The 23,706-nt window shown below is 71.3% G+C and carries 15 protein-coding genes; 1 reads left to right on the top strand and 14 read right to left on the bottom strand.

Annotated elements, in window-relative coordinates:
• Window positions 1-248: 248 nt before the first annotated feature.
• The 14 genes from AC0VY3_RS07195 to AC0VY3_RS07130 all read right to left on the bottom strand — a co-directional run bounded on the left by AC0VY3_RS07195 (window position 249) and on the right by AC0VY3_RS07130 (window position 22,527).
• Window positions 249-4,490, bottom strand: coding sequence for an Rne/Rng family ribonuclease (locus tag AC0VY3_RS07195; protein WP_475549228.1), 4,242 nt, complete (start codon window positions 4,488-4,490; stop codon window positions 249-251).
• A gap of 228 nt (window positions 4,491-4,718) precedes the next feature.
• Window positions 4,719-5,501: a TIGR03936 family radical SAM-associated protein gene (locus tag AC0VY3_RS07190; RefSeq protein WP_475549227.1), complete on the bottom strand. Its 783-nt coding sequence runs from the start codon at window positions 5,499-5,501 to the stop codon at window positions 4,719-4,721.
• Between the two features lie 123 nt (window positions 5,502-5,624).
• Entirely contained in the window at window positions 5,625-6,785 is a 1,161-nt protein-coding gene (locus AC0VY3_RS07185) for a hypothetical protein (protein WP_475549226.1), read from the bottom strand.
• Between the two features lie 75 nt (window positions 6,786-6,860).
• Window positions 6,861-8,789: a TIGR03960 family B12-binding radical SAM protein gene (locus AC0VY3_RS07180; protein ID WP_103513153.1), complete on the bottom strand. Its 1,929-nt coding sequence runs from the start codon at window positions 8,787-8,789 to the stop codon at window positions 6,861-6,863.
• 52 nt (window positions 8,790-8,841) lie between these two features.
• Window positions 8,842-10,368: a CYTH and CHAD domain-containing protein gene (locus AC0VY3_RS07175; protein ID WP_103513154.1), complete on the bottom strand. Its 1,527-nt coding sequence runs from the start codon at window positions 10,366-10,368 to the stop codon at window positions 8,842-8,844.
• Between the two features lie 30 nt (window positions 10,369-10,398).
• Window positions 10,399-11,592: a rod shape-determining protein RodA gene (gene rodA / locus AC0VY3_RS07170; RefSeq protein WP_103513155.1), complete on the bottom strand. Its 1,194-nt coding sequence runs from the start codon at window positions 11,590-11,592 to the stop codon at window positions 10,399-10,401.
• The gene (gene mrdA / locus AC0VY3_RS07165) at window positions 11,592-13,814 is read right to left on the bottom strand and encodes a penicillin-binding protein 2 (protein WP_103513156.1); all 2,223 of its coding nucleotides are present in this window, start codon (window positions 13,812-13,814) and stop codon (window positions 11,592-11,594) included. Before mrdA ends, rodA begins: the two co-directional genes overlap by 1 nt.
• A gap of 99 nt (window positions 13,815-13,913) precedes the next feature.
• Window positions 13,914-14,579, bottom strand: a complete 666-nt coding sequence (gene mreD, locus AC0VY3_RS07160) for a rod shape-determining protein MreD (RefSeq protein ID WP_103513157.1) — start codon at window positions 14,577-14,579, stop codon at window positions 13,914-13,916.
• Between the two features lie 11 nt (window positions 14,580-14,590).
• Window positions 14,591-15,640, bottom strand: a complete 1,050-nt coding sequence (mreC, locus tag AC0VY3_RS07155) for a rod shape-determining protein MreC (protein ID WP_218527533.1) — start codon at window positions 15,638-15,640, stop codon at window positions 14,591-14,593.
• Between the two features lie 345 nt (window positions 15,641-15,985).
• Complete coding sequence (locus tag AC0VY3_RS07150) at window positions 15,986-17,005, bottom strand: rod shape-determining protein (protein WP_007448937.1); 1,020 nt, start codon at window positions 17,003-17,005, stop codon at window positions 15,986-15,988.
• A 288-nt stretch (window positions 17,006-17,293) separates the two neighbouring features.
• Entirely contained in the window at window positions 17,294-17,707 is a 414-nt protein-coding gene (gene ndk, locus AC0VY3_RS07145; protein ID WP_030077767.1) for a nucleoside-diphosphate kinase, read from the bottom strand.
• Between the two features lie 181 nt (window positions 17,708-17,888).
• Window positions 17,889-18,242, bottom strand: coding sequence for a DUF4233 domain-containing protein (locus AC0VY3_RS07140; protein ID WP_475549225.1), 354 nt, complete (start codon window positions 18,240-18,242; stop codon window positions 17,889-17,891).
• Window positions 18,243-18,245: 3 nt separating this feature from the next.
• Complete coding sequence (folC, locus tag AC0VY3_RS07135; RefSeq protein WP_164612802.1) at window positions 18,246-19,769, bottom strand: bifunctional tetrahydrofolate synthase/dihydrofolate synthase; 1,524 nt, start codon at window positions 19,767-19,769, stop codon at window positions 18,246-18,248.
• 136 nt (window positions 19,770-19,905) lie between these two features.
• A complete protein-coding gene (locus AC0VY3_RS07130) occupies window positions 19,906-22,527 on the bottom strand; it encodes a valine--tRNA ligase (RefSeq protein WP_103513161.1) in 2,622 nt (873 codons plus the stop codon).
• Window positions 22,528-22,665: 138 nt separating this feature from the next.
• Here AC0VY3_RS07130 and AC0VY3_RS07125 point away from each other — a divergent pair, with 138 nt between their 5' ends.
• Window positions 22,666-23,676: a hypothetical protein gene (locus AC0VY3_RS07125; protein ID WP_475549224.1), complete on the top strand. Its 1,011-nt coding sequence runs from the start codon at window positions 22,666-22,668 to the stop codon at window positions 23,674-23,676.
• Window positions 23,677-23,706: the final 30 nt, after the last annotated feature.

Here is a 23,706-nt window from a genome sequence, read left to right as displayed (position 1 = left end):
CCGGCGCGATGCCGACGCCCTGCCGAGGAATCCGGCCCGGTCGGTATCGCCGCCGGGCCTTGTCACCAACCGTAGTTTTCGTCAAGAACGCTCACACGCATGGCAACCGCCGTCACATTATCAGGGATTTCTCGGTCCATTTCGGGCTCGTTAACCAGCCCTTGCATCAGTTCTGAAACAAAGCAGGTGTCCCGCCCCGATGTGCTCGGAGCGGGACACCTGAAGATGAACAACCGGTTACGGATTCATCAGTTCGCCGGCGAATCGCTCTCCGCGGAGGGCGCGGAAGCCGTTACGGACGGCGACGACTGCTCGGCGGCGACGGTCTTCTTCGTCGTCTTCTTCGCGGCCGTCTTCGCCGTCGTCTTCTTGGCGGCGGTCTTCTTCGCGACGGTCTTCTTGGCGGCCGCCTTCTTTACTGGGGCCTTCTTGGCGGCGGCCTTGCGGGCCGTCTTCTTCGCGGGGGCCGGCTCGGCGGATTCGGAGTCCGGCGTACCGGATTCCGGCGCCTTGGTTTCGGGCTCCTCGGCCTTGGCCTCGGGCGCCGAGGCGACCACGACGATCTCCGCCTCGTCCGACCCGGTGGGCGAGCCCGCCGGAGCGGTGACCTTACGGGTCACCCGGCGCCGGGCACGCGGCGGGGCGGCCACCGGGGCCTCGGCCTCGGGTGCCTTCTCCGCCGGGGCCTCGGGGGCCGGGGTCTCGGCGGCGGGCGCCTCGACGACCGGGTCCTCGGCCGCGACCGGGTCCGTGGTGGGCTCGGCCGGCCGGGCCGGCTCCGCGGCCTCGGCCTGCTTCGGCGAACCCGCCGGGGCGGTCGCCTTACGGGTGGCCCGGCGGCGCGTGCGGCCCTGGGGCGCGGCCTCGGCCGGAGCCTCGGGTGCCTCGGGGGTCTCCGTGACCTCCACGACCTCGGTGACCTCCACGGCCTCCGCGGCCGGGGCCTCGGCGGGCGTGTCGACGACCGGCTCGGGCCGGGTCTCGACGACGGGTGCCTCGGCCTTCGGGGCCCCGGCCGGGGCCGACGCCTTGCGGGAGGCCCGACGGCGGCCACGGCGCGTGGCTGCCGCCTCCGCCTCGGCGGGGCTGCCGTAGAACTCCTCGTCGGCGGTGACCTCGGGCTCCACGGCCACCGGGGCGGCGACCTCGGCGGCCAGCTCGGCCTCGGTCTCGGCGGGCTCGGCAGCGTGCTCGTCGTGACCGTGCTCGTGGCCGTGCTCGTGGTCCTGGCCAGCGCCGCCGCGGCCGCGCTTCTTGGACTTCTTGCCACCGCCGCCACCGCCGCCGACGGACGTCGGCTGCTCCATGTGGACGATGACGCCGCGGCCGTTGCAGTGGACGCAGGTCTCGGAGAAGGACTCCAGCAGACCCTGGCCCACCCGCTTGCGGGTCATCTGGACCAGGCCCAGCGAGGTGACCTCGGCAACCTGGTGCTTGGTGCGGTCGCGGCCCAGGCACTCCAGGAGCCGCCGCAGCACCAGGTCCCGGTTGGACTCCAGCACCATGTCGATGAAGTCGACGACGACGATGCCGCCGAGGTCGCGCAGCCGCAGCTGGCGCACGATCTCCTCGGCCGCCTCCAGGTTGTTCCTGGTGACGGTCTCCTCCAGGTTGCCGCCCTGGCCGGTGAACTTGCCGGTGTTGACGTCGACGACGACCATCGCCTCGGTCTTGTCGATCACCAGCGAACCGCCGCTGGGCAGGTAGACCTTGCGGTCCAGCGCCTTCATCAGCTGCTCGTCGATGCGGTACGTCGCGAAGACGTCGACCTCGGAGGTCCAGCGCGAGAGCCGCTCGGTGAGGTCGGGCGCGACGTGCGAGACATAGCCGTGGATGGTCTCCCACGCCTCGTCGCCGCTGACGATGACCTTGGAGAAGTCCTCGTTGAAGATGTCGCGGACGACCCGGACGGTCATGTCCGGCTCGCCGTAGAGCAGCGTCGGCGCGTTGGAGCCGCTGGTGCCCTTCGCCTTCTTCTGGATCTCCTCCCACTGGCCCTGGAGCCGCTCGACGTCACGGCGCAGCTCGTCCTCGCTCGCGCCCTCGGCTGCGGTGCGCACGATGACGCCCGCGTCCTCGGGGACGATCTTCTTGAGGATCGTCTTCAGGCGGGAGCGCTCGGTGTCGGGCAGCTTGCGGCTGATCCCGGTCATCGAGCCCTCGGGCACGTAGACGAGGTAGCGGCCGGGCAGCGAGACCTGGCTGGTGAGGCGGGCGCCCTTGTGTCCGATCGGGTCCTTGGTCACCTGGACCAGGACCGACTGGCCGGACTTGAGCGCGGTCTCGATGCGGCGCGGCCCGTGGGCCATGCCGAGCGCTTCGAAGTTGACCTCACCGGCGTACAGGACGGCGTTGCGGCCCTTGCCGATGTCGACGAACGCAGCCTCCATGGAGGGCAGGACGTTCTGCACCTTGCCCAGGTAGACGTTGCCGACGTAGCTGGTGGCCTGCTCCTTGTTGACGTAGTGCTCGACGAGCACGTTGTCCTCGAGGACGCCGATCTGGGTGCGCTCGCCGCTCTGGCGGACGACCATCACGCGCTCGACGGCCTCGCGGCGCGCCAGGAACTCCGCCTCGGTGATGATCGGGACGCGGCGGCGGCCCTGCTCGCGGCCCTCGCGGCGGCGCTGCTTCTTCGCCTCCATACGGGTCGAGCCCTTGATGGACTGGACCTCGTCGAATCCGGTGCCCGGCTCGCGCTCCTCCTTCTTGCGGGGCTCGCGCACCTTGACGACCGTACGCTCCGGGTCGTCGGCGGTACCGTGCTCGGCCTCGGCGGCGGCGTCACCGCTGCGGCGGCGACGACGGCGACGGCGACGGCTGCTGCTCGAACCGGAGGACGCGGAGTCGTCGTCCTCGTCGCTCTCCTCGGCGGCGTCCTGGGTCCGGCCACGGTCCGGCTCGTCCTCGGAGCGGGGCTCCTCGGCGCGGGACGGCGCGGGCGCGTCCTCGGTGTTCTGCTCGTCGTCCGTGTCGCCGGCCTCACCACGGCGGCGGCGACGGCCACCACGACGGCGACGGCGCGAGGGGCGGTCGCCGTACTCGTCGGTGTCCTCGCCCTCGTGCTCGTCCGCCTCGGCCTCGGGGGCCTCGTCGGCGGGCGTCTCCACCGGGGCGGCGGCGACGGCCTGCTCGGCCGCCTCGGCCTCACCACGGCGGCGGCGACGGCGGCGCGAGCCGCCCTGCGGCGCGGCCTCGGCGGGCGCGGGGGCCTGCTCGACCTCGGCGGTCTGCTGCTCCTCGGCCTCGTCGACCTCGTCGTACGCGGCGGAGGAACCGGCTGCCGCAGCGGCGGCAGCCGCCGTCTCGGGGGTCTGGAACATCGGCTCGGCGAAGACCGGGGCCTGGAAGACGGCGACGGCGGGGCGCGTCGCGCGCCGGCCCTTGCGGGTCGGCTCCTCGGTCTTCGCGGTGAACTCGGGGCGGCCTGCGGCGGTGGCGCGGCGGCGCTGACGTCCGCGCGGGGCGGCCTCCTCGACCTCGTCCGCCTCGGCGGCGAGCTCCTCGGCGACGGCGGCGGGCAGGCTCTCGCCGGCCCCGGCGGCCTCGACGGCGGTCTCCACGGGCTCGGCCGCCTGCGGCGTACCGGCGGGCGCGGACGCCTTGCGGGAGGCGCGGCGGCGGGTGCGCGGCGCGGGGGTCTCCTCCGCCGCCTCCGCCTCGGCGGCGGGCGCCTCGGCGACCGGCGCCGGCTCGGTCACCGGCTCGGCGACGGGCGCGGCGGCCTGCGGCGCGCCGGCCGGGGCCGAAGCGCGGCGGCGGGTACGGCCGCGCGGGGCCTCGGCGGGCTCCGGCTCGACGACGGCGGCGGGCTCGGCGGCCTGGACGGGCTCGGCCGCCACGGCGGGCTCGGCCACGACGGCCTCGGCGGCGGCCGGGGCGCCCGCGGGCGCGGTGGCCTTGCGGGAGGCGCGACGGCGGCGGGGCGCGGGGGTCTCGTCGGGGGTCTCCACGGCGACCACGGTCTCCTCCTCGTCCTCGACGGCCTCGGGGGCGACGTCGGCGACGGACTCGGCCGGGGTCTCGACGACCGGGGCGGGGGTCTCGGCGGCCTCCGGCGCACCGGCCGGGGCGGTCGCCTTGCGGACCGCGCGGCGGCGGGTGCGCGGCGCGGGTGCGGCGGGCTCCTCCTCGGCGGCGGCCGGCTCGGGGGCCTCGGCGGCCGGGGTGGGCTCGACGACCACCGGGGCGGGCTCGGCGGCCGGCTCCGGCGCGCCGGCGGGCGCGGTGGCCTTACGCACGGCGCGGCGGCGCGTACGGGCGGGCGGGGCGGTCTCGGCGACCGTCTCGCCGGGCGTGTCGTCCGCGGCCGGAGCGGCGGACCCGTCGGCCGGTATGGCCGGCGTGATGTCCTCGGTGGCGGCCACGGCGCCGCCGGGCGGGCCCGCCGGGCGGGAAGCGGCGCGGCGCCTGCGGCGCGGCGGCAGCTTGTCGCCGGGGGTGTTCTCGTCGTTGTTCCCGGTCGTGCCGGGTTCGTTCGGCTGAGGCATGCGGGCGGTTCTCCCGTCGTGCTCCCGGGCGCCGCGTCTGATTCCGGTCCGGCTCGGTCCGCAGTGGTGCGATACCGCCGTCCGGGGCGCGGGCGCCGCACGGGAACTGATGTCTGGCTCGCCGGTTCCGTATGCGGTGTGCGTACGGCCTGGCGAAAGTCTTGTGGGTCAGTGCGCGGCCCGACCCAGGTGGCTCCCGGGTCGGAGGGCTGCGCTACAACGACCGCCTTACGCGGAACCTGCACCTTCCGGCGCCGTCGCGACGGCTGCCCCGGCGACCGCGGTATGTGCGGTCGGGGCGGCCTCGCGGTCGGGCGCGAGCGGGTCGGTCACCGTGCCGGACTCCTCGTCGAAGAGCCCCTGCGCCAGCCTCGTCACCGCGGCGGGGACGGGCGGCGCCAGGTCGGCCACAGCTCGGAGACCGGACAGGACGTCGTCGGGTCGCACGGCAGGTGTCACGTGCCGAACAACCAGGCGCAGTATCGCACAGGGCCGCTCGCCCGGCCTATCGGCCGGATCGTCGACGACCCGCAGGTCGGCGACGGCGGCACGGGCGTCGAACGTCCGGATGCCGTTCTTGGCCTTGCGCTGGACCTCCACGGTCTCGGCGTCGTCGAAGACGGCCACGGCCGCGCGGAGCTCCTCGGGGTCGACGCCGTCCAGCCGCAGCTCCCAGACGGAGGCGGTGAGCCGTTCGGCGAGGCCCGAGGTGCGGGCCTCCACCGCGTCGACGATGTCGAGGCCGGCCGGCATCGACGCGTCGAGCAGTCCGCGCAGGACCTCGGGGTCCCGCGTCTCGGTGAGGGCGATCTCCAGGAACTCCGCCTCGCTGCCCGTGCCGGTGGGTGCGGCATTGGCGTAGGAGACCTTGGGGTGGGGCGTGAAGCCCGCCGAATACGCCATCGGCACCTCGGAGCGGCGCAGTGCCCGCTCGAAGGCACGCTGGAAGTCTCGGTGGCTGGTGAACCGGAGGCGGCCGCGCTTGGTGTAGCGCAGACGGATGCGCTGCACTGCCGGTGCGGGCGGCGGGCCTTCGGGCTGTCGCTTGCCCAGTGGTTCTTCTCCTCGGTGCGGGGCGGGCGCGGTGGCGCGCCGCCCACGAAATACGGGTGGCCCCCGGGGTGCCGCTCCGGCTCACACCCGCTTGACGAATTTCTCGTCGAGCGGGGCGCTCTCGGTTGCCTGCGCCGCGCTGGGGACTGTCGTTGTACTACCCAGAGTACGCGCAGGGATCCCCCGCGGTTCCCGGGACCGTGCGCCGTCCGTGGAGCCGACCAGCGCCCGCCAGGCGTCGCGGCTGGCCTGGCGCACGGTTTCCCGGGCGGTCGCGAGGGCCGCGCGGGCGGCCCGGCCGGCCTCGGCGGCGGCGCGCCGGGCCGGGGCCCACACGGAGTCGCGCACGAAGTGGCCGACGGGGGTGCACACGGTGCGGTACACCCAGGAGACCGGTGCGCCGATCAGCTGCCACGCGAGCCAGGCGAGGGCCCGTCCGACGGCCCGGGAGATGAACCCGGCGATCCGCCAGGCGACCTCGAACGCGGCGGCGATCTCGCGGCCGACCGGGGTGAGGATCCGGCGGTACGTCCAGGCGAGGGGCGCGACGAGCAGCGTCATCACCAGCCAGGCGACCGCGAGGCCGAGACCACGTCCGGTGGCCGCGATCCCCCGCCAGACCTGTGCCAGGACCCAGGCGATGCCCTGCCACAGCGTGCCCAGAACCCAGGCCGTGCCCTGCCACAGCGTGCTCAGGGCCCAGGCCGTGCCGAGGCCGATCGGTGTGAGGACGGCTCCGTACAGCCACGTCACCGGGGCGACCAGGCCGTAGCGCACCACGGGAACGATCACGTAGCGCCACAGCCCTGCGACCGGCAGGACGAGGAGCGTGGTGAGCAGCCAGGTCAGGCCGGTTCCGAGACCCCGTGCCGCCGGGGCCAGCAGGGCGGTGCCGAGCCATCGCAGGCCGTGGCCCAGCGGGGTGAGAACCGAGGTGTACAGCCACTTCAGCGGAAGCAGCACCAGAACGCCGATCAGCGTCCCCACCAACCAGCCGATGCCACCGAACAGCATCTCCAGGCCTCGCCCCAGCGCCGCGATCAGCGCCGTGAGCGCCCGTCCGAGCGGGGGCAGCACGACCCGGTCCACGGTGTGCCAGGTGGCGGCCAGGACGTCCCAGGCCATGCGGACGGGCAGCACCACCACCAGGACCACGATCCGTACCGGGATCCTGATCACCCTGGTCAGAACGCCTTCGCCGTGCTCGTAACCCTGGGGCGCCTGGTGCTTGCCGTAGTCCATGTCTTCGAGGACGCGTCAGGCCCGGTCCGGGGTTGCCGGACCGGGCCTGACGATCGTGCGGAGACGCGCTGCCTGCTACTTTTTCACGACGCTGAGCGGCAGGAGCTTCTTGCCGGTCGGGCCGATCTGGATGTCCAGGTCGAGCTGCGGGCAGACGCCGCAGTCGAAGCAGGGGGTCCAGCGGCAGTCCTCGACCTCGGTCTCGTCGAGCGCGTCCTGCCAGTCCTCCCAGAGCCAGTCCTTGTCCAGGCCGGAGTCGAGGTGGTCCCAGGGCAGGACCTCTTCGTACGTGCGCTCGCGGGTGGTGTACCAGTCGACGTCGACGCCGAAATCGGGCAGCGTCTTCTCGGCGCAGTTCATCCAGAGGTCGTAGCTGAAGTGCTCGCGCCAGCCGTCGAAGCGGCCGCCCGACTCGTAGACCGCGCGGATGACGGAGCCGACACGGCGGTCGCCGCGCGAGAGCAGGCCCTCGACGATGCCGGGCTTGCCGTCGTGGTAGCGGAAACCGATGGAGCGGCCGTACTTCTTGTCACCGCGGATCTTGTCCCGGAGCTTCTTCAGCCGGGCGTCGGTGTCCTCGGCGCTGAGCTGCGGGGCCCACTGGAAGGGGGTGTGCGGCTTGGGGACGAACCCGCCGATGGAAACGGTGCAGCGGATGTCGTTCTGGCCGGAGACCTCGCGGCCCTTGGCGATGACGTTGACCGCCATGTCGCCGATCTGCAGGACGTCCTCGTCGGTCTCGGTGGGCAGGCCGCACATGAAGTACAGCTTCACCTGACGCCAGCCGTTGCCGTAGGCGGTGGCGACCGTGCGGATCAGGTCCTCCTCCGAGACCATCTTGTTGATGACCTTGCGCATGCGCTCGGAGCCGCCCTCGGGGGCGAAGGTGAGACCGGAGCGGCGCCCGTTGCGGGTCAGCTCGTTGGCCAGGTCCACGTTGAACGCGTCGACGCGGGTGGAGGGCAGCGAGAGGCCGATCTTGTCGTCGGTGTAGCGGTCGGCGAGGCCCTTGGCGATGTCGCCGATCTCGCTGTGGTCGGCGGAGGAGAGCGAGAGCAGGCCGACCTCCTCGAAGCCGGTGGCCTTGAGACCCTTCTCGACCATCTCGCCGATGCCGGTGATGCTTCGCTCCCGCACGGGGCGCGTGATCATGCCGGCCTGGCAGAAACGGCAGCCGCGGGTGCAGCCGCGGAAGATCTCCACCGACATCCGCTCGTGCACGGTCTCCGCGAGCGGGACGAGGGGCTGCTTGGGGTAGGGCCACTCGTCGAGGTCCATCACTGTGTGCTTGGAGACCCGCCACGGCACGCCGGACCGGTTGGGCACGACACGGCCGATGCGGCCGTCGGGGAGGTACTCGACGTCGTAGAAGCGCGGGACGTAGACGCCGCCGGTCTTCGAGAGCCGGAAGAGCACCTCGTCGCGGCCGCCGGGGCGGCCCTCGGCCTTCCAGGCGCGGATGATCTCGGTGATCTCCAGGACGGCCTGCTCGCCGTCGCCGACGACCGCGCAGTCGATGAAGTCCGCGATCGGCTCGGGGTTGAACGCGGCGTGGCCGCCCGCGAGGACGATCGGGTGGTCCACCGTGCGGTCCTTGGACTCCAGCGGGATGCCCGCGAGGTCCAGGGCGGTGAGCATGTTGGTGTAGCCGAGCTCGGTGGAGAAGCTCAGCCCGAAGACGTCGAACGCGCCGACGGGGCGGTGGCTGTCCACGGTGAACTGGGGCACGTTGTGCTCGCGCATCAGCTCTTCGAGGTCCGGCCAGACGCTGTACGTGCGCTCGGCGAGGACGCCCTCGCGCTCGTTCAGTACCTCGTAGAGGATCATGACGCCCTGGTTGGGGAGCCCGACCTCGTAGGCGTCGGGGTACATCAGGGTCCAGCGGACGTCACAGCTGTCCCAGTCCTTGACGGTGGAGTTCAGCTCACCGCCGACGTACTGGATGGGCTTCTGCACATGCGGGAGCAGAGCTTCGAGCTGTGGGAAGACCGATGCGGCAGACATCTCGCGAACCTTCGTGAGCCGGCAGGGGTGACCATCCAGCGTACCCCGCGTCTCAGTGCTTCAGATCCGCCCGCAGCCCGGGGTCCGACGCGCGGGCCCAGACCTCGGGCAGCTCGCGCTCCCGGGCCTCGGCGGTGGCCTCCTCCTGCCCGTACAGAAGTCCCCAGGTGAACGCGGTCTCGCCCGCCGCGTGCGACTGGATCGCGAGGGTGCGCAGGGCCTCGCGGGCGACGACGCTGTCCTGATGGTCGCCGAGGACGGTCTGCACGGCCTTCACCCTCTTGGCGAACCGCTTGGCGGGCTTGCCGAGCGCGGGCCGGGCCGACTCGCCCGCGTACCGGGCGCGCTTGGCGGCCTTGCGGGCCTCGTGCATCGCGGTGTCGCGCTCGGGTCCCGGCGGGTGCTCCAGGGCATGGTCCATGCGGCGCGCGAGCTTCTCGTAGTCCTTGAGCACCGCCCGGGGCAGGGCCTTCTCCGGTGCCCGGCGCGCGGCGGGGCGCAGCGGCGGGTCGGCGCTCAGCGCGTCGAGGGCGTCCAGGAGGTCCAGATACCGCTTCCCGTCGAGTACGTCGATGATCCTGCGGCGCGAACCGGTGCGGCGGGCGGCCGACCAGGCGCGGAGGCGGCCGCGCACCGGGCCGAGGGTCAGGGTGGCGGGCAGTGCCTCGACACGGGCGCCGAGGCGTTCGTCCAGGACCTCCTGGTCACGGTCGAGGCCCAGTTCGGCGGCGAGCCACTTGAGCTCGGCGCCGAGCGGGTCGGTGACCGCGCGGTCGAGGAGCTTGCGGTGGGTCTTGAAGGTGCTGCGCAGCCGGCGGGTGGCGACGCGCATCTTGTGCACGGAGTCGGGAAGGCCGCGGCGGACGGCGGGGTCGAGGTCGACGATCGTGCGGATCTGCTTGCGTACGTAGGCGAGGACGTGGTCGCCCGCGGTGTGCGGCGCGTTCCTCTTCCGCTTGCTCCCGTCCCGTACGGGTGTCGTCTCCGCCAGCGCCCGGGCGAGCTTGGACGCGGAGTGCGCGGGGAGGATCCCGGCCTTGCGCAGCCGCTTCCCGACGGCGTCCAGGACGGCGGGGTCGCCGTCGTCGGCCAGCTCGACCTCGATCTCGGTCCAGGCCGCCGTGGTGCCGCTCCCCTCCCCCGCGAGCCGCTCGGCGCGCACCCGGTCGACGCTGACCTCGGCGAGGAGGGTGCCGTCGGCGGCGGTGAGGTGGTGGACGTCGCGGGCGGAGCGCAGCCGGACGACGGGGGCGAGCTCGGCGTGGCGGACGCGGGAGCGGAGCAGGGCGGCCAGCGGGCGCGGCAGGGTGTCGGCGAGGGGTTCGTGGAGCTCGTCCCGGATGCCGGTGGCGACGGGGAACTTCAGGTGCCAGCCCTCGTCGGCCCCGCCGGTCCTGCGGCGGAGCGTGAGGGCGTCGGCGGCGAGGCGGAGGTCCGCGGTGTCGTAGTAGACGGCGTCCAGCTCGGTCAGGCCGCGGTGGACGCTCCGGTCGACCCCTGCCGCCCGGGTCAGGTCGGGCAGCCGGGTGTCGTCGGTGGCTTCGTACTTCCGCTCGATCTCGCGTTTGGTGTCCGCCATGTACGGACACCTACCCGCGAGCGCCCGGGTTCAGGCAGACAGGGGCCGTTGCACCCGGATCGACTGGAGCAGTCCGATCGCCACCCAGACGGCGAACATCGAGGATCCTCCGTAGGAGACGAAGGGCAGCGGCAGCCCGGCGACCGGCATGATGCCGAGCGTCATGCCGATGTTCTCGAAGGACTGGAAGGCGAACCAGGCGATGATCCCGGCGGCGACGACCGTGCCGTACAGCTCGGTGGTCTCGCGGGCGATCCGGCAGGCGCGCCACAGGACGACGCCCAGGAGCAGGATGATCAGGCCCGCGCCGAGGAAGCCCAGCTCCTCACCGGCGACGGTGAAGACGAAGTCGGTCTGCTGCTCGGGCACGAACTGACCGGTGGTCTGGGTGCCTTCGAAGAGTCCGGTGCCGGTGAGCCCGCCGGAGCCGATCGCGATACGGGCCTGGTTGGTGTTGTAGCCGACGCCCGCCGGGTCGAGTGCGGGGTTGGCGAAGGCGGCGAAGCGGGCGATCTGGTAGTCGTCGAGCAGACCGAGCTGCCAGATGGCGACGGCCCCGCCCGCGCCCGCGCCGATGAGGCCGAAGACCCAGCGGTTGGAGGCGCCGGAGGCCAGCAGGACGCCGAGGACGATGACGGCCATGACCATCACCGAGCCGAGGTCGGGCATGAGCATGACGATGGCCATCGGGATCGCCGCGAGGCCCAGGGCCTTGGCGACGGTGCGGTGGTCCGGGTGGGCCTGGTCGCCCGCGTCGACGCGGGCCGCCAGCAGCATCGCCATCACCAGAATGATGGTGATCTTGGTGAACTCGGAGGGCTGGATCGAGAAGCCGGCCGGGAGCTTGATCCAGGCGTGGGCGCCGTTGACGGTGGTGCCGAGCGGGGTGAGGACCGCGAGGACCAGCAGCACCGAGATGCCGTACAGGACCGGGACGGCCCCGCGCAGGGTGCGGTGGCCGAGCCAGATCGTGCCGATCATCAGGGCGAGGCCGATGCCGGTGTTGAGGGCGTGCCGCAGCAGGAAGAAGTACGGGTCGCCCTGGGTGAGATGGTCGCGGTTGCGGGTCGCGGACCACACGAGCAGCGAGCCGAGGAACGAGAGCGCGAGCGCGGCCCCGAGCAGCGGCCAGTCCAGCCGCCGGGCGAGGGAGTCACGCGCCGTCAGCTTGGCCCAGGGGCCCTCGTCGGGGCCGTACCGGGAGACGGAGAATCCACCTGCCATTACGGCTGCCTCCCCGTCGACGCCGGTGACCCGGTGAGTCCGGGCTGGCCTCCGGGCGGCAGGGGCAACTGGGGTTCCTGTCCTCCCGGCTGCTCCTCGGGCGTGACCGGAGTGGGGTCGTAGGGCTTGACCTTCGGCGCGTAGATCGAGCCGTCGGGCTGGATCTTCGGCAGCGCCTTCTGGGGCTTCGGCAGCAAGGCCCTCTCTTTGTCCTGGTTGCCCTCGGCGTCGAGGCCGTAGAGCGCGTCGTAGATCTTGCGGACGGCGGGCCCGGAGGAGCCGGAGCCGGTGCCGCCCTGGGAGATCGTCATGACGATCGTGTAGTCGTCGGTGTAGGTCGCGAACCAGCCGGTGGTCTGCTTGCCGTACACCTGGGCGGTGCCGGTCTTGGCGCGCATCGGGATCTTGTCCTGCGGCCAGCCGCCGAACCGCCAGGCGGCGGTGCCGCCCGGCTCGACCACCGAGCGGAGCCCCTTGTCGAGGTCCTTGATGGTCTGGGCGTTGACCGGGAGCTTCCCGCTGACCTTGGGCTTGATCTCCTGGACGGTCTTGCCGTCGGGGCTGATCACGGCCTTGCCGACGGTGGGCTCGTGGAGGGTGCCGCCGTTGCTGATGGCGGCGTAGGCGGTGGCCATCTGGATCGGCGTGACGAGTACGTCGCCCTGGCCGATCGAGTAGTTGATGCTGTCGTAGGCCTTGAGCTGGTTGCCTTCGAGGCAGCTCTCGTACGCGATCTGCTGGACGTAGGTGCCGCCCTTCTTGCCCTCCTTGCACCAGGCGTCCTTGTTCGCCTCCCAGAAGTCCTGCTTCCACTTGCGGTCCGGGATGCGGCCCTTGACCTCGTTGGGCAGGTCGATACCGGTCTCGGCGCCGAGCCCGAAGTCACGGGCGGTCGTGTAGAACCAGTTCTTGGCGTCCTTCTTGGGCTTTATGCCGCCGTCCTTCACCCACTCCTCGTGGCCGAGGCGGTAGAAGACGGTGTTGCAGGAGTACTTGAGCGCGTCGCCGAGGGTGATGGGGCCGTGGCCCTGGGACTCGAAGTTGGCGAAGGTCTGGTTGCCCAGGCTGTAGCTGCTGCTGCACTGGTAGAGGTCGTCGAAGGCGTGGCCGGCGCGCACGGCGGCGCTGGCGGAGACCACCTTGAAGATCGAGCCGGCGGGGGCCTGGCCCTGGATGCCCCGGTTGAGCAGCGGGTAGTTGGACTTCTTGCTGGTGAGCTTGGCGTACTGCTTGCCGGAGATGCCGCCGACCCAGGCGTTGGGGTCGTAGTCGGGCTGGGAGGCCATCGCCACGACCCGGCCGGTCTTCGACTCCATGACGACGACGGCCCCGGAGTCGGCCTCGTACTTCCGGCCGGTGATCTTGTCGGTCTCGCCCCGGACCCGCTTCATCGCGGCGGCGAGCTCGTATTCGGCGACCGCCTGGACGCGGGCGTCGAGGCTGGTGACGAGGGTGGAGCCGGACACCGCCGGGTCGTTCTCCGCCTCGCCCATGACGCGGCCGAGGTTGTCGACCTCGTATCGGGTGACGCCCGCCTTGCCGCGCAGCTCCTTGTCGTACGTGCGCTCAAGACCCGAGCGGCCGACCTGGTCGGAGCGCAGATAGGGCGACGGGCCGTCCTGCGCCTGCTGGATCTCGTCGTCGGTGACGGGCGAGAGGTAGCCGAGGACCTGTGCGGTCTTCGCCTTGCCGGGCGCGGTGTAGCGGCGTACGGCGGTGGGTTCGGCGGTGATGCCGGGGAAGTCCTCGGCGCGCTCGCGGATCTGGAGGGCCTGCTGGGTGGTGGCCTCGTCGGTGACCGGGATCGGCTGGTAGGGCGATCCGTTCCAGCAGGGCTGGGGGGTCTTGGAGTCGCAGAGGCGGACCTTGTCGCGGACGTCCTGGACCTTCATGTCCAGCACGTCGGCGAGCCGGGTGAGGACGCCGACGCCGTCGTCCTTCATCTTCAGCAGCTCGGTGCGGCTGGCGGAGACGACGAGGCGGGTCTCGTTGTCGGCGAGCGGTACGCCGCGGGCGTCGAGGATCGAGCCGCGCACGGCGGGCTGGACGACCTGCTGCACCCCGTTGCCCGCGGCCTCGGCGGTGTACTCGTCGCCGTTGCGGATCTGGAGGTACCAGAGGCGGCCGCCGAGGGTGAGCAGCAGCGAGAAGACGAGAACCTGGATGACGATGAGCCGGATCTGGACCCGCTGGGTCCGCCCGGTCTCGGGAATGTTGCTCACTGGGTGCCCCCGGTGGTGGTCCGGCTGGGGGTACGGGGGCCGCCCCCCGGGAGATACCGCCTCACTGGGTGCCCCCGGCGTCCTCGGTCGCGTACGGCTTCACAGTCGCTTGACCCCCTTGATCCTGCCCGCGCGGGCGGCCCGGTTGCGGGCGGCCTTGACGCGCAGGCCGCCGCGCTGGTTGCCGATCCGCAGCCCGGTGCCCGAGGAGAGCCAGCCGGCGGCGACGTCGCTGCCACCGGAGGAGGCCTCGGCGATCGGGTCGTTCTCGGTACGTCTGGCCAGGGCCATGATGAGCGGCACGGTGAACGGCGCCAGCAGCAGGTCGTAGATCGCGGCCGTGAACAGCAGGCTGCCCAGGCCGACATGGCGGGCGGCGGTGTCGCCGACGAGCGCGCCGACGCCCGCGTACAGCAGGGTCGAGCCGATCGCGGCGGCGACGACCACGGCCATCGGGGCGAAGGCCGACTTCAGCTGCCCGTTCTCCGGCCGGGCCAGACCCGCGAGGTAGCCGATGACGCAGAGCACCAGGGCGTAGCGCCCGGCGGCGTGGTCGGCGGGCGGGGCGAGGTCCGCGAGGAGGCCGGCGCCGAAGCCGATGAGGGAGCCGCTGACGGGCCCGTACACGAAGGCGAGTCCGAGGACGGTGAGGAGCAGCAGGTCCGGGACGGCGCCGGGGAGCTGGAGGCGGGCGAGGACGGAGACCTGGATGACCAGGGCGACGACGACCAGGGCGGTGGAGAGCAGAGTCCGGTTGATGCGCATGGGGATCAGCTCTACTCCTGGTCGTTGGCCGCGTTGTCGGGTTGGGCGTTGCCCTGCTGGTCGCCTGCCGCGTCACCGGCGGCGTCGCCGCCCGGTTGTTCGTTGATGTTGCCGACGACCTTGCCGGAGCCGTCCACCAGATCGCCGTTGGGCTGGACGGTGACGGTGACCGTGGGGGTCGGCTTCGGCTTCGCCTTGGCGGGCCGCTTGGGCAGGACCGTGTCGCGCGGGTCCTCGCGGGGGGCCTGGACGACGACGCCGACGATGTCGAGCTTGGTGAACCCGACGTACGGCTTCACGTAGACGGTCCGGGTCAGTTCGCCGCCGGAGGGGTCGACGCGGACGACCTCGCCGACCGGGACGCCGGGCACGAAGGGCTTGTCCTTGCTGGAGCCGAAGGTGACGAGCCGGTCGCCGGCCTTCACCTTCGCCTTGCCGTTGAGGAACTGCACCGACAGCGGGCGCGAGCCCTGGCCGGTGGCGAAGCCGAGCTCGTCGGTCTTCTCCATCCGGGTGCCGACGGTGAAGTCGGGGTCGTTGGCGAGCAGGACCGTCGCGGTGCTGGGCCCGACGGTGGTGACCCGCCCGACCAGCCCCTCCCCGTTGAGGACGGTCATGTCGCGGCGGATGCCGTCGTCGGCACCGGCGTCGATGGTGACCGTCCAGGAGAAGCCCTGGGCCGCTCCTATGGCGATGACCTCGGCGCCCTTGATGCCGTACTGTCCGGCGCCCGCGTTCTTCAGCATGGCGTCGAGCTGACGGACCCGGCTGTTGGTGCGGTCGTCGCTGCCGAGCTTGGCCTTCAGCGCGGCGTTCTCCTGCTCCAGGGTGGAGATCCGGTCATGCCGGTTGCCGGAGTCCCGGACGGCCCCTATGGCGTTGCCCACCGGGTCGACCGCTGCCGCTACGCCGTTCTCGACCGGCCCGAAGACGGTGGCCGCGGCCTGCCGCGCGCCGTCGACCGGTGACTCCTCGCCGCCTCGGATATCGACCGTGATCAGGGCGAATGCGATGGCGATCAAGAGCACCAGGAGCAGCCGGCTCTCTCGTGTGTCCCTCACGTGCGGCGGCCGTGCCTTCCTCGTCGGAATGTTCGTGCCTGTGTAGGTGTCGCTGTCCGTACACCGATACGTCTGTCGCCAGGTATCGATACGTGTACAGCCACGATCTATATCAACGATCCGGCGGGCGGAGCCGCAGCGTCCGCGGTCCGCGCGCCGGATCGGGTGATGCTCTGCGCGGTCCAGGGCGTGTCCGGCGGATCAGGACCGGATAGGCCGCGGCGTCTGGTGCGGTGCATCGCAAGGCGCTGGAACGTCCTCATCGCGGAGCGATTCGGGCGTTTCGAACGCCGCGAGGTGCCGTGCCAGGCGTTGCGGACCCGGTCAAGATCCGCCGGACACACCCTAGCGCCGGGGCTGGGCGTCCAGCACCTGCTGGAGCGCCTCGAACTCCTCGACGCACTTGCCGGAGCCGAGCGCCACCGAGTCCAGCGGGTCCTCGGCGATGTGGATCGGCATGCCCGTCTCGTGGCGCAGCCGCTCGTCCAGACCGCGCAGCAGCGCGCCGCCGCCGGTGAGGACGATGCCGCGGTCCATGACGTCGCCGGACAGCTCGGGCGGGCACTTGTCGAGCGTCGTCTTCACGGCGTCGACGATCGCGTTGACCGGTTCCTCGATGGCCTTGCGGACCTCGGCGGCCGAGATGACGACCGTCTTGGGCAGCCCGGAGACCAGGTCGCGGCCACGGATCTCGGTGTGCTCGTCCTTCTCCAGGTCGAACGCCGAACCGATGGTGATCTTGATCTGTTCGGCGGTCCGCTCACCGAGAAGGAGCGAGTACTCCTTCTTGATGTGCTGGATGATCGCGTTGTCCAGCTCGTCACCGGCGGTGCGGATCGACTGGGCGGTGACGATTCCGCCGAGCGAGATCACCGCGACCTCGGTGGTGCCGCCGCCGATGTCGACGACCATGTTCCCGGTGGCTTCGTGGACCGGGAGGCCGGAGCCGATGGCGGCGGCCATGGGCTCCTCGATGATGTGCACCTGGCGCGCGCCGGCCTGCGTGGACGCCTCGATGACGGCGCGGCGCTCGACCCCGGTGATACCGGAGGGCACGCACACGACGACCCGGGGGCGGGCGAGATAGCGACGCTTGTGGATCTTGAGGATGAAGTAGCGGAGCATCCGCTCGGTGATCTCGAAGTCGGCGATCACGCCGTCCTTCAGCGGTCGCACGGCAACGATGTTGCCCGGCGTGCGCCCGATCATCTTCTTGGCCTCGGAGCCGACCGCCAGAATTCCGCCGGTGTTGGTGTTGATGGCCACGACGGACGGCTCGTTCAGGACGATGCCGCGCCCCCTGACGTACACCAGCGTGTTGGCAGTCCCGAGGTCGATAGCCATGTCACGGCCGATGAACGACATTGAGTTCCCCTTGTTCCCCATGAGGATGCGTCGGGCCTTCCCAGGTAGCGAAGATGGCTTGTTCTGGTAGGCGAGGTTGGCGCTGCGGGCGTGGAAGCTTCCATCGTAGTGCCGTATGCACGGACACAGCGCGAGGGTCCTGCGCCATTGTGAGCGGAACGGGTGGCCGTCCTACCCATGGTGACGTTACGTCGGAGGGATGCGTTCCCGCGATCCCAAACCCTATGCCGAGGGGCGACCGAATTACTTCGGTCGCCCCAGGCATACAGCGCTGTTTGGCCGATCGGGTCAGGAAAGTCCCGGAAAGAAAAGCTTCAGTTCTCGCTCCGCGGACTCCTCGGAGTCCGAGGCGTGGATGAGGTTCTCACGGGTGATCGTGCCGAAGTCACCACGGATCGACCCGGGCGCGGCGGCGATCGGGTCGGTGGGGCCGGCCAGGGTGCGGATGCCCTCGATGACCCGCTCACCTTCGGCCACCAGGGCGACGACGGGACCGGAGGCCATGAACTCCATGAGCGGCTCGTAGAACGGGCGGCCCTTGTGCTCGCCGTAGTGCTGCTCAAGCGTCTCGTGGTCCAGGGTGCGCAGCTCCAGCGCGGTGATCCGCCAGTCGGCCTTGCGCTCGATGCGGCCGACGATCTCGCCGATCAGGCCACGGCGGACGGCGTCGGGCTTGAGCAGGACGAGAGTGCGCTGAGTCATGTACGGCTCCTTGCAAGGCCAGGCATACGGGTGCGGTGAGGGCGAGATTACAGGGGTACGGAGACGGGTCTGCGCCCGGGTTCACCCAGGGTCACCTTCGGGCCCAGGATTTCCGGGGTCCGAAGCCGGGCCGCGCGTGTCGGGCGGGCCCCGGCGTGATCGGGCCGGGAGGCTCCGGGCCTCAGGCCGCGGCCCCGCCGGCTTCCTGCCGGGCTGCCCAGTCGGCCTTGGCCTCGTCGATCTTGCGGCCGTAGTGGATCGAGGCCCACCACAGTCCGCCGAAGGCGAGGCCCAGGATGAACATCATCGGGACCACGAACCCGCTGAGGACCAGCGCGACCTGGAGCGCCCAGCCCAGCTGGACGCCGCCGGGCCGGGTGATCATTCCGCACAGCAGCACGGACAGGGCCATGCCGACGCCGCACACCGTCCAGACCAGAGCCATGGAGGCGTCGTCCAGCTTCATCGCGACGAGACCGGCGAAGCCGATCACGAAGAACTCGCCGATCAGCGTCGAGGCGCAGAGCGTCCGCATGTCTCAGCCCCTCCCCAGCAGCAGCCGGGCTTCGCCGACCGTGATCACGGAGCCGGTCACCAGCACCCCGGCGCCCGCGTACTCGTCGTCCTCCTCGGCCAGCGTGATCGCCGCCTCCAGCGCGTCGTCGAGCCGCGGCTCGACCTGCACCCGGTCGTCGCCGAAGACCTCGACGGCGATGGCGGCCAGCTCGTCCGCGTCCATCGCGCGCGGGGTGGAGTTCTGCGTGACGACGATCTCGGCGAAGATCGGCTCGAAGGCTTCCAGGAGCCCGCGCACGTCCTTGTCGCCGCTGGTGCCGACCACGCCGATCAGCCGGGAGAAGCTGAACGCCTCGGAGATGCCGTCGGAGGCCGCCTTGGCGCCGGCCGGGTTGTGCGCGGCGTCCAGCACGACGGTCGGGCTGGAGCGCACGACCTCCAGCCGGCCCGGCGAGAGCACCGAGGCGAACGCCTTGCGGATCGCGTCGATGTCGAGGGAGCGGGCCTGCTCGGCGCCGATGCCGAAGAACGCCTCGACGGCGGAGAGCGCGACGGCGGCGTTGTGCGCCTGGTGGGCCCCGTACAGCGGAAGGAAGATGTCCTCGTATTCGCCGCCGAGTCCGCGCAGCGTCAGCAGCTGTCCGCCGACCGCGATCTCGCGCGAGGTGACGCCGAACTCCATGCCCTCGCGGGCCACGGTGGCGTCCACCTCGACGGCCTTCTTCAGCATCACCTGTGCGGCGTCCACCGGCTGCTGCGCCAGGATGACCGTGGCGCCCGGCTTGATGACGCCGGCCTTCTCCCCGGCGATCTCGGCCGGCGTGGTGCCGAGGCGGTCGGTGTGGTCCAGCGAGATCGGGGTGACGACCGCGACCGTGGAGTCGATGACGTTCGTGGCGTCCCAGGTGCCGCCCATGCCGACCTCGACGACCGCCACATCGACGGGCGCGTCGGCGAAGGCCGCGTACGCCATGCCGGTGAGGACCTCGAAGAAGGAGAGCCGGTAGGGCTGCTGGGCGTCGACCATCTCGACGTACGGCTTGATGTCCTCGTACGTCTCGATGAACCGCTCGGCCTCGATCGGCGAGCCGTCGAGGCTGATCCGCTCGGTGATCGACTGGACGTGCGGGGAGGTGTAGCGGCCGGTGCGCAGCTCGAAGGCGTTGAGCAGGGCCTCGATCATGCGGGCCGTGCTGGTCTTGCCGTTGGTGCCGGTGATGTGGATGGAGGGGTAGGCGCGCTGCGGCTCGCCGAGGACGTCCATCAGCGCGGCGATCCGGGTGACGGACGGCTCCAGCTTGGTCTCGCCCCAGCGTCCGGCGAGCTCCTGCTCCACCGCGCGCAGCGCCTTGTCGGTCTCGGGATCGGCCGGGCGGGCCGGGACCGCTTCGCCCTGCGGGTGGCCCGAGTGGGTGCGCAGTGTGCGGCTCCCGGCCTCGATCACCGCCAGGTCGGGGTCGCGCTGGGTCGCCTCGTCGACGATCTCCTCGAAGGTGTCGTCGGGATCGGACGCGTCGTGCCGGTCTGAAGGGCGGGGCTCACTCACGGGCCCCAGTCTACGGATGGGCACCGACAACGCACGCAGCGCCCGGCACACCGCCGGCGGGCGGGGCCCGGAGGGAGTACGGCGAAGCCCCCGCGGCCCCGGTCGGTCGGGGTGCGGGGGCTTCGTGCTCAGCTGATCAGGCCTGCGGGAGGCCCGCCAGCTGGGCGCCGATCCGCTCGATGTCGGCCTCGGCCTTGGCGAGCCGGCCGCGGATCTTGTCGACCACGTTGTCCGGGGCCTTGGCCAGGAAGGCCTCGTTGCCGAGCTTCCCGGTGGCCTGGGCCTTCTCCTTCTGCGCGGCCTCCAGGTCCTTCGTGAGGCGCTTGCGCTCGGCCGCCACGTCGATCGTGCCGGAGAGGTCCAGGGCGACGGTGGCCCCGGCGACCGGGAGGGACGCGGTGGCCTGGAAGCCGTCCCCGGCGGGCTGGAGCCGCAGGAGCTGGCGGATGGCCGCCTCGTGCGGGGCGAGCTCCGTGCCGGTCAGGGTCAGCTCGGCCGGGACCTTCTGGCCGGGCTGGAGACCCTGGTCGTTGCGGAAGCGTCGGACCTCGGTGACGACCTGCTGGACCAGCTCGATCTCCTTCTCGGCCGCGTCGTCGCGGAAGCCGGAGTCGCCCGGCCACTCGGCGATGACGATCGACTCACGCCCGGTGAGCGCGGTCCACAGCGCCTCCGTGACGAACGGAACGATCGGGTGCAGCAGCCGGAGCATCACGTCCAGGACCTCGCCGAGGACCCGGCCCGAGACCTCGGCCGGGCGGCCGCCCGCGAAGAACGTGGTCTTGGACAGCTCGACGTACCAGTCGAAGACCTCGTCCCACGCGAAGTGGCGCAGCGACTCACTGATCTTGGCGAACTGGAAGTCGTCGTAGAAAGCGTCGACGTCGGCGACCGTCTTGTTCAGACGGGACAGGATCCAGCGGTCGGTGACCGACATCTCCTCGACCGGGGGCAGTTCGCCCTCGATCGTCGCGCCGTTCATCAGGGCGAAGCGGGTGGCGTTCCAGATCTTGTTGGAGAACTTCGCCGAACCCTGGACCCACTCCTCGCCGATGGGCACGTCGGTGCCGGGGTTGGCGCCGCGCGCGAGGGTGAAGCGCAGGGCGTCGGAGCCGTACTTGTCCATCCAGTCCAGCGGGTTGACGACGTTGCCGAAGGACTTCGACATCTTCTTGCCGTGCTCGTCGCGGACCATGCCGTGCAGGACGATGGTGGAGAACGGCGGGACGCCGTCGTTGACGTACAGGCCGAACATCATCATCCGGGCGACCCAGAAGAAGAGGATGTCGTAGCCGGTGACCAGGACGGAGTTCGGATAGAACTTCGCGAGGCTGTCGGTCCGTTCGGGCCAGCCGAGGGTGGAGAACGGCCACAGGCCGGAGGAGAACCAGGTGTCCAGGACATCGCTGTCCTGAGTCCAGCCCTCGCCGGTGGGCGCCGTCTCGTCGGGTCCGACGCAGACGACCTCGCCGTTCGGGCCGTACCAGACGGGGATGCGGTGGCCCCACCAGAGCTGGCGCGAGATCGTCCAGTCGTGGAGGTTGTCGACCCAGTCGAAGTAGCGCTTCTCCATCTCCTGCGGGTGGATCTTGACGCTGCCGTCGCGGACCGCGTCACCGGCGGCCTTGGCGAGCGGGGCGACCTTGACCCACCACTGGAGGGAGAGGCGCGGCTCGATGGTGGTCTTGCAGCGCGAGCAGTGCCCGACGGAGTGGACGTAGGGCCGCTTCTCGGCGACGATCCGGCCCTCGGCACGGAGGGCGGCGACGATGGCGGAACGGGCCTCCAGCCGGTCCAGGCCCTGGAAGGGGCCGGGGACGGTGATGACGGCGCGCTCGTCCAGGACCGTGAGGAACGGCAGGTCGTGGCGCTTGCCGATCTCGAAGTCGTTCGGGTCGTGGGCCGGGGTCACCTTGACCGCGCCGGTGCCGAACTCCGGGTCGACGTGGTGGTCGGCGACGACGGGGATGGTGCGGTCGGTGAGCGGCAGGCTGATCTGCTTGCCGACCAGGTGCTTGTAGCGCTCGTCGTCGGGGTGGACGGCGACGGCCGTGTCACCGAGCATCGTCTCGGCACGGGTGGTGGCGACGACGATGGTCTCGTCCCCGTCCCCGTACGTCATGGAGACGAGCTCGCCGTCGTCCTCCTGGTACTCGACCTCGATGTCGGAGATCGCGGTGAGACAGCGGGGGCACCAGTTGATGATGCGCTCGGCGCGGTAGATGAGCCCGTCGTCGTACATCTGCTTGAAGACGGTCTGGACGGCCTTGGACAGGCCCTCGTCCATGGTGAAGCGCTCACGGGACCAGGCGACGCCCTCGCCGAGGCGGCGCATCTGGCCGGAGATCTGGCCGCCGGACTCGTTCTTCCACTGCCAGACGCGCTCGACGAAGGCCTCGCGGCCCAGGTCGTGGCGGGACTTGCCCTCCTTGCCGAGCTCGCGCTCGACGACGTTCTGGGTGGCGATGCCGGCGTGGTCCATGCCCGGCTGGTAGAGCGCCTCGTAGCCCTGCATCCGCTTCCGGCGGACGAGGGCGTCGATCAGGGTGTGCTCGAAGGCATGGCCGAGGTGGAGGGATCCGGTGACGTTCGGCGGCGGGATGACGATGCTGTACGGCGGCTTCTCGCTGTGCTCGTCGGCCTCGAAGTAACCGCGCTCCACCCAGCGCTCGTACAGCTTCCCCTCTACATCGGCCGGCGCGTACTGGGTCGGCAGTTCGGGGTTGCTGGCTGGCTGCTGCGATGAGTTCTCGGTCACGGGAGACAGTTTAGGGCCGTCACAGCTCTGCACTGAAACGGATTGGTTCAGTAACGGTGTCGGGCCCGATCCCCCATGTCAGGACGGCTTCCGTCAGGATGTCCGCAACGCATAAGGAAATCTGGAGGGGACACCGCAATGAGCTACAACCAGCCGGGCCCGTACGGTGGGCAGCCGCCGCAGGGCCAGCCCGGACCGTACGGACAGCAGCCCGGGCCGTACGGCGGCCAGCCGCCGCAGGGCCCCCCGCAGGGCCAGCCCGGTTACGGTTACCCGCAGCAGGCCCCCCAGGGCGTCCCGCCGCAGCAGCCGAACCCGTACGGCCAGCCCCAGCAGCCGCAGCAGGGCTACGGCTACCCGCAGGCCCAGCAGCCGGGCCCGTACGGCCAGCAGCCGCCCGCACCGCCGTACGGCGGCCAGCCTCCGTACGGAGCCCAGCCGCAGCAGCCGAAGAAGAAGACCGGGCTGATCATCGGTGTCTCCGTGGTGGCGCTGGCGGTCATCGCGGGCGGGGTGTACCTCCTGACCTCCGGCGGCAGCAGCGATGTGGCGGACTCCACCAAGGGGTACAAGCTGACGCCCCCGGCCTCCGTGGAGGACTACACGAAGGACGCTTCCAAGCCCGCGGCATCCGGCCCGGTCACCGGCGAGGACAAGACCGAGGCCGAGGCCATGGGGGTCAAGGACGCCAACAAGGCGGGCGCCCAGTACAAGGCCGGCACCAAGGACAACCCCCTCGCCCAGAAGCTCCTCATCTTCGAGGGCGTCTGGGGTGAGGTCTCGGACCCGGCGAAGACGCTCGACAACGCCTTCTCCAAGGCCGAGAAGAACATGACGAAGGACACCAACAACAGTGGCGCCAAGGCCACTCTGGTGGGCAGCCCCAAGGAGTTCAAGCCGGACGGGTTCGACGGCGCCCTGATGAAGTGCCAGGACCTCAAGATGGACACCAGCCAGGGCAGTTCCGGCAGCGCCGCCAAGGGGCCGAAGGAGTTCACCATGCCGGTCTGCATCTGGGCCGACTACAGCACGGTCGGCATCGTCGCCGGTCTCGACGTCGCCTCGGCGCTGACGGAGAAGTCCGTGCCGCAGGAGGACGTGGCCGACCTCGCCGCCAAGCTCTACAACACCTCCCGCACCAAGATCTGACCGATCGACGCCGAAGGGGCGCCCGCCGGT

Source organism: Streptomyces sp. iso_384 (assembly GCF_056172905.1).
The sequence above is the reverse complement of the archived record's forward strand: the minus strand, read 5'-3'. Positions and strand labels throughout refer to the sequence as shown.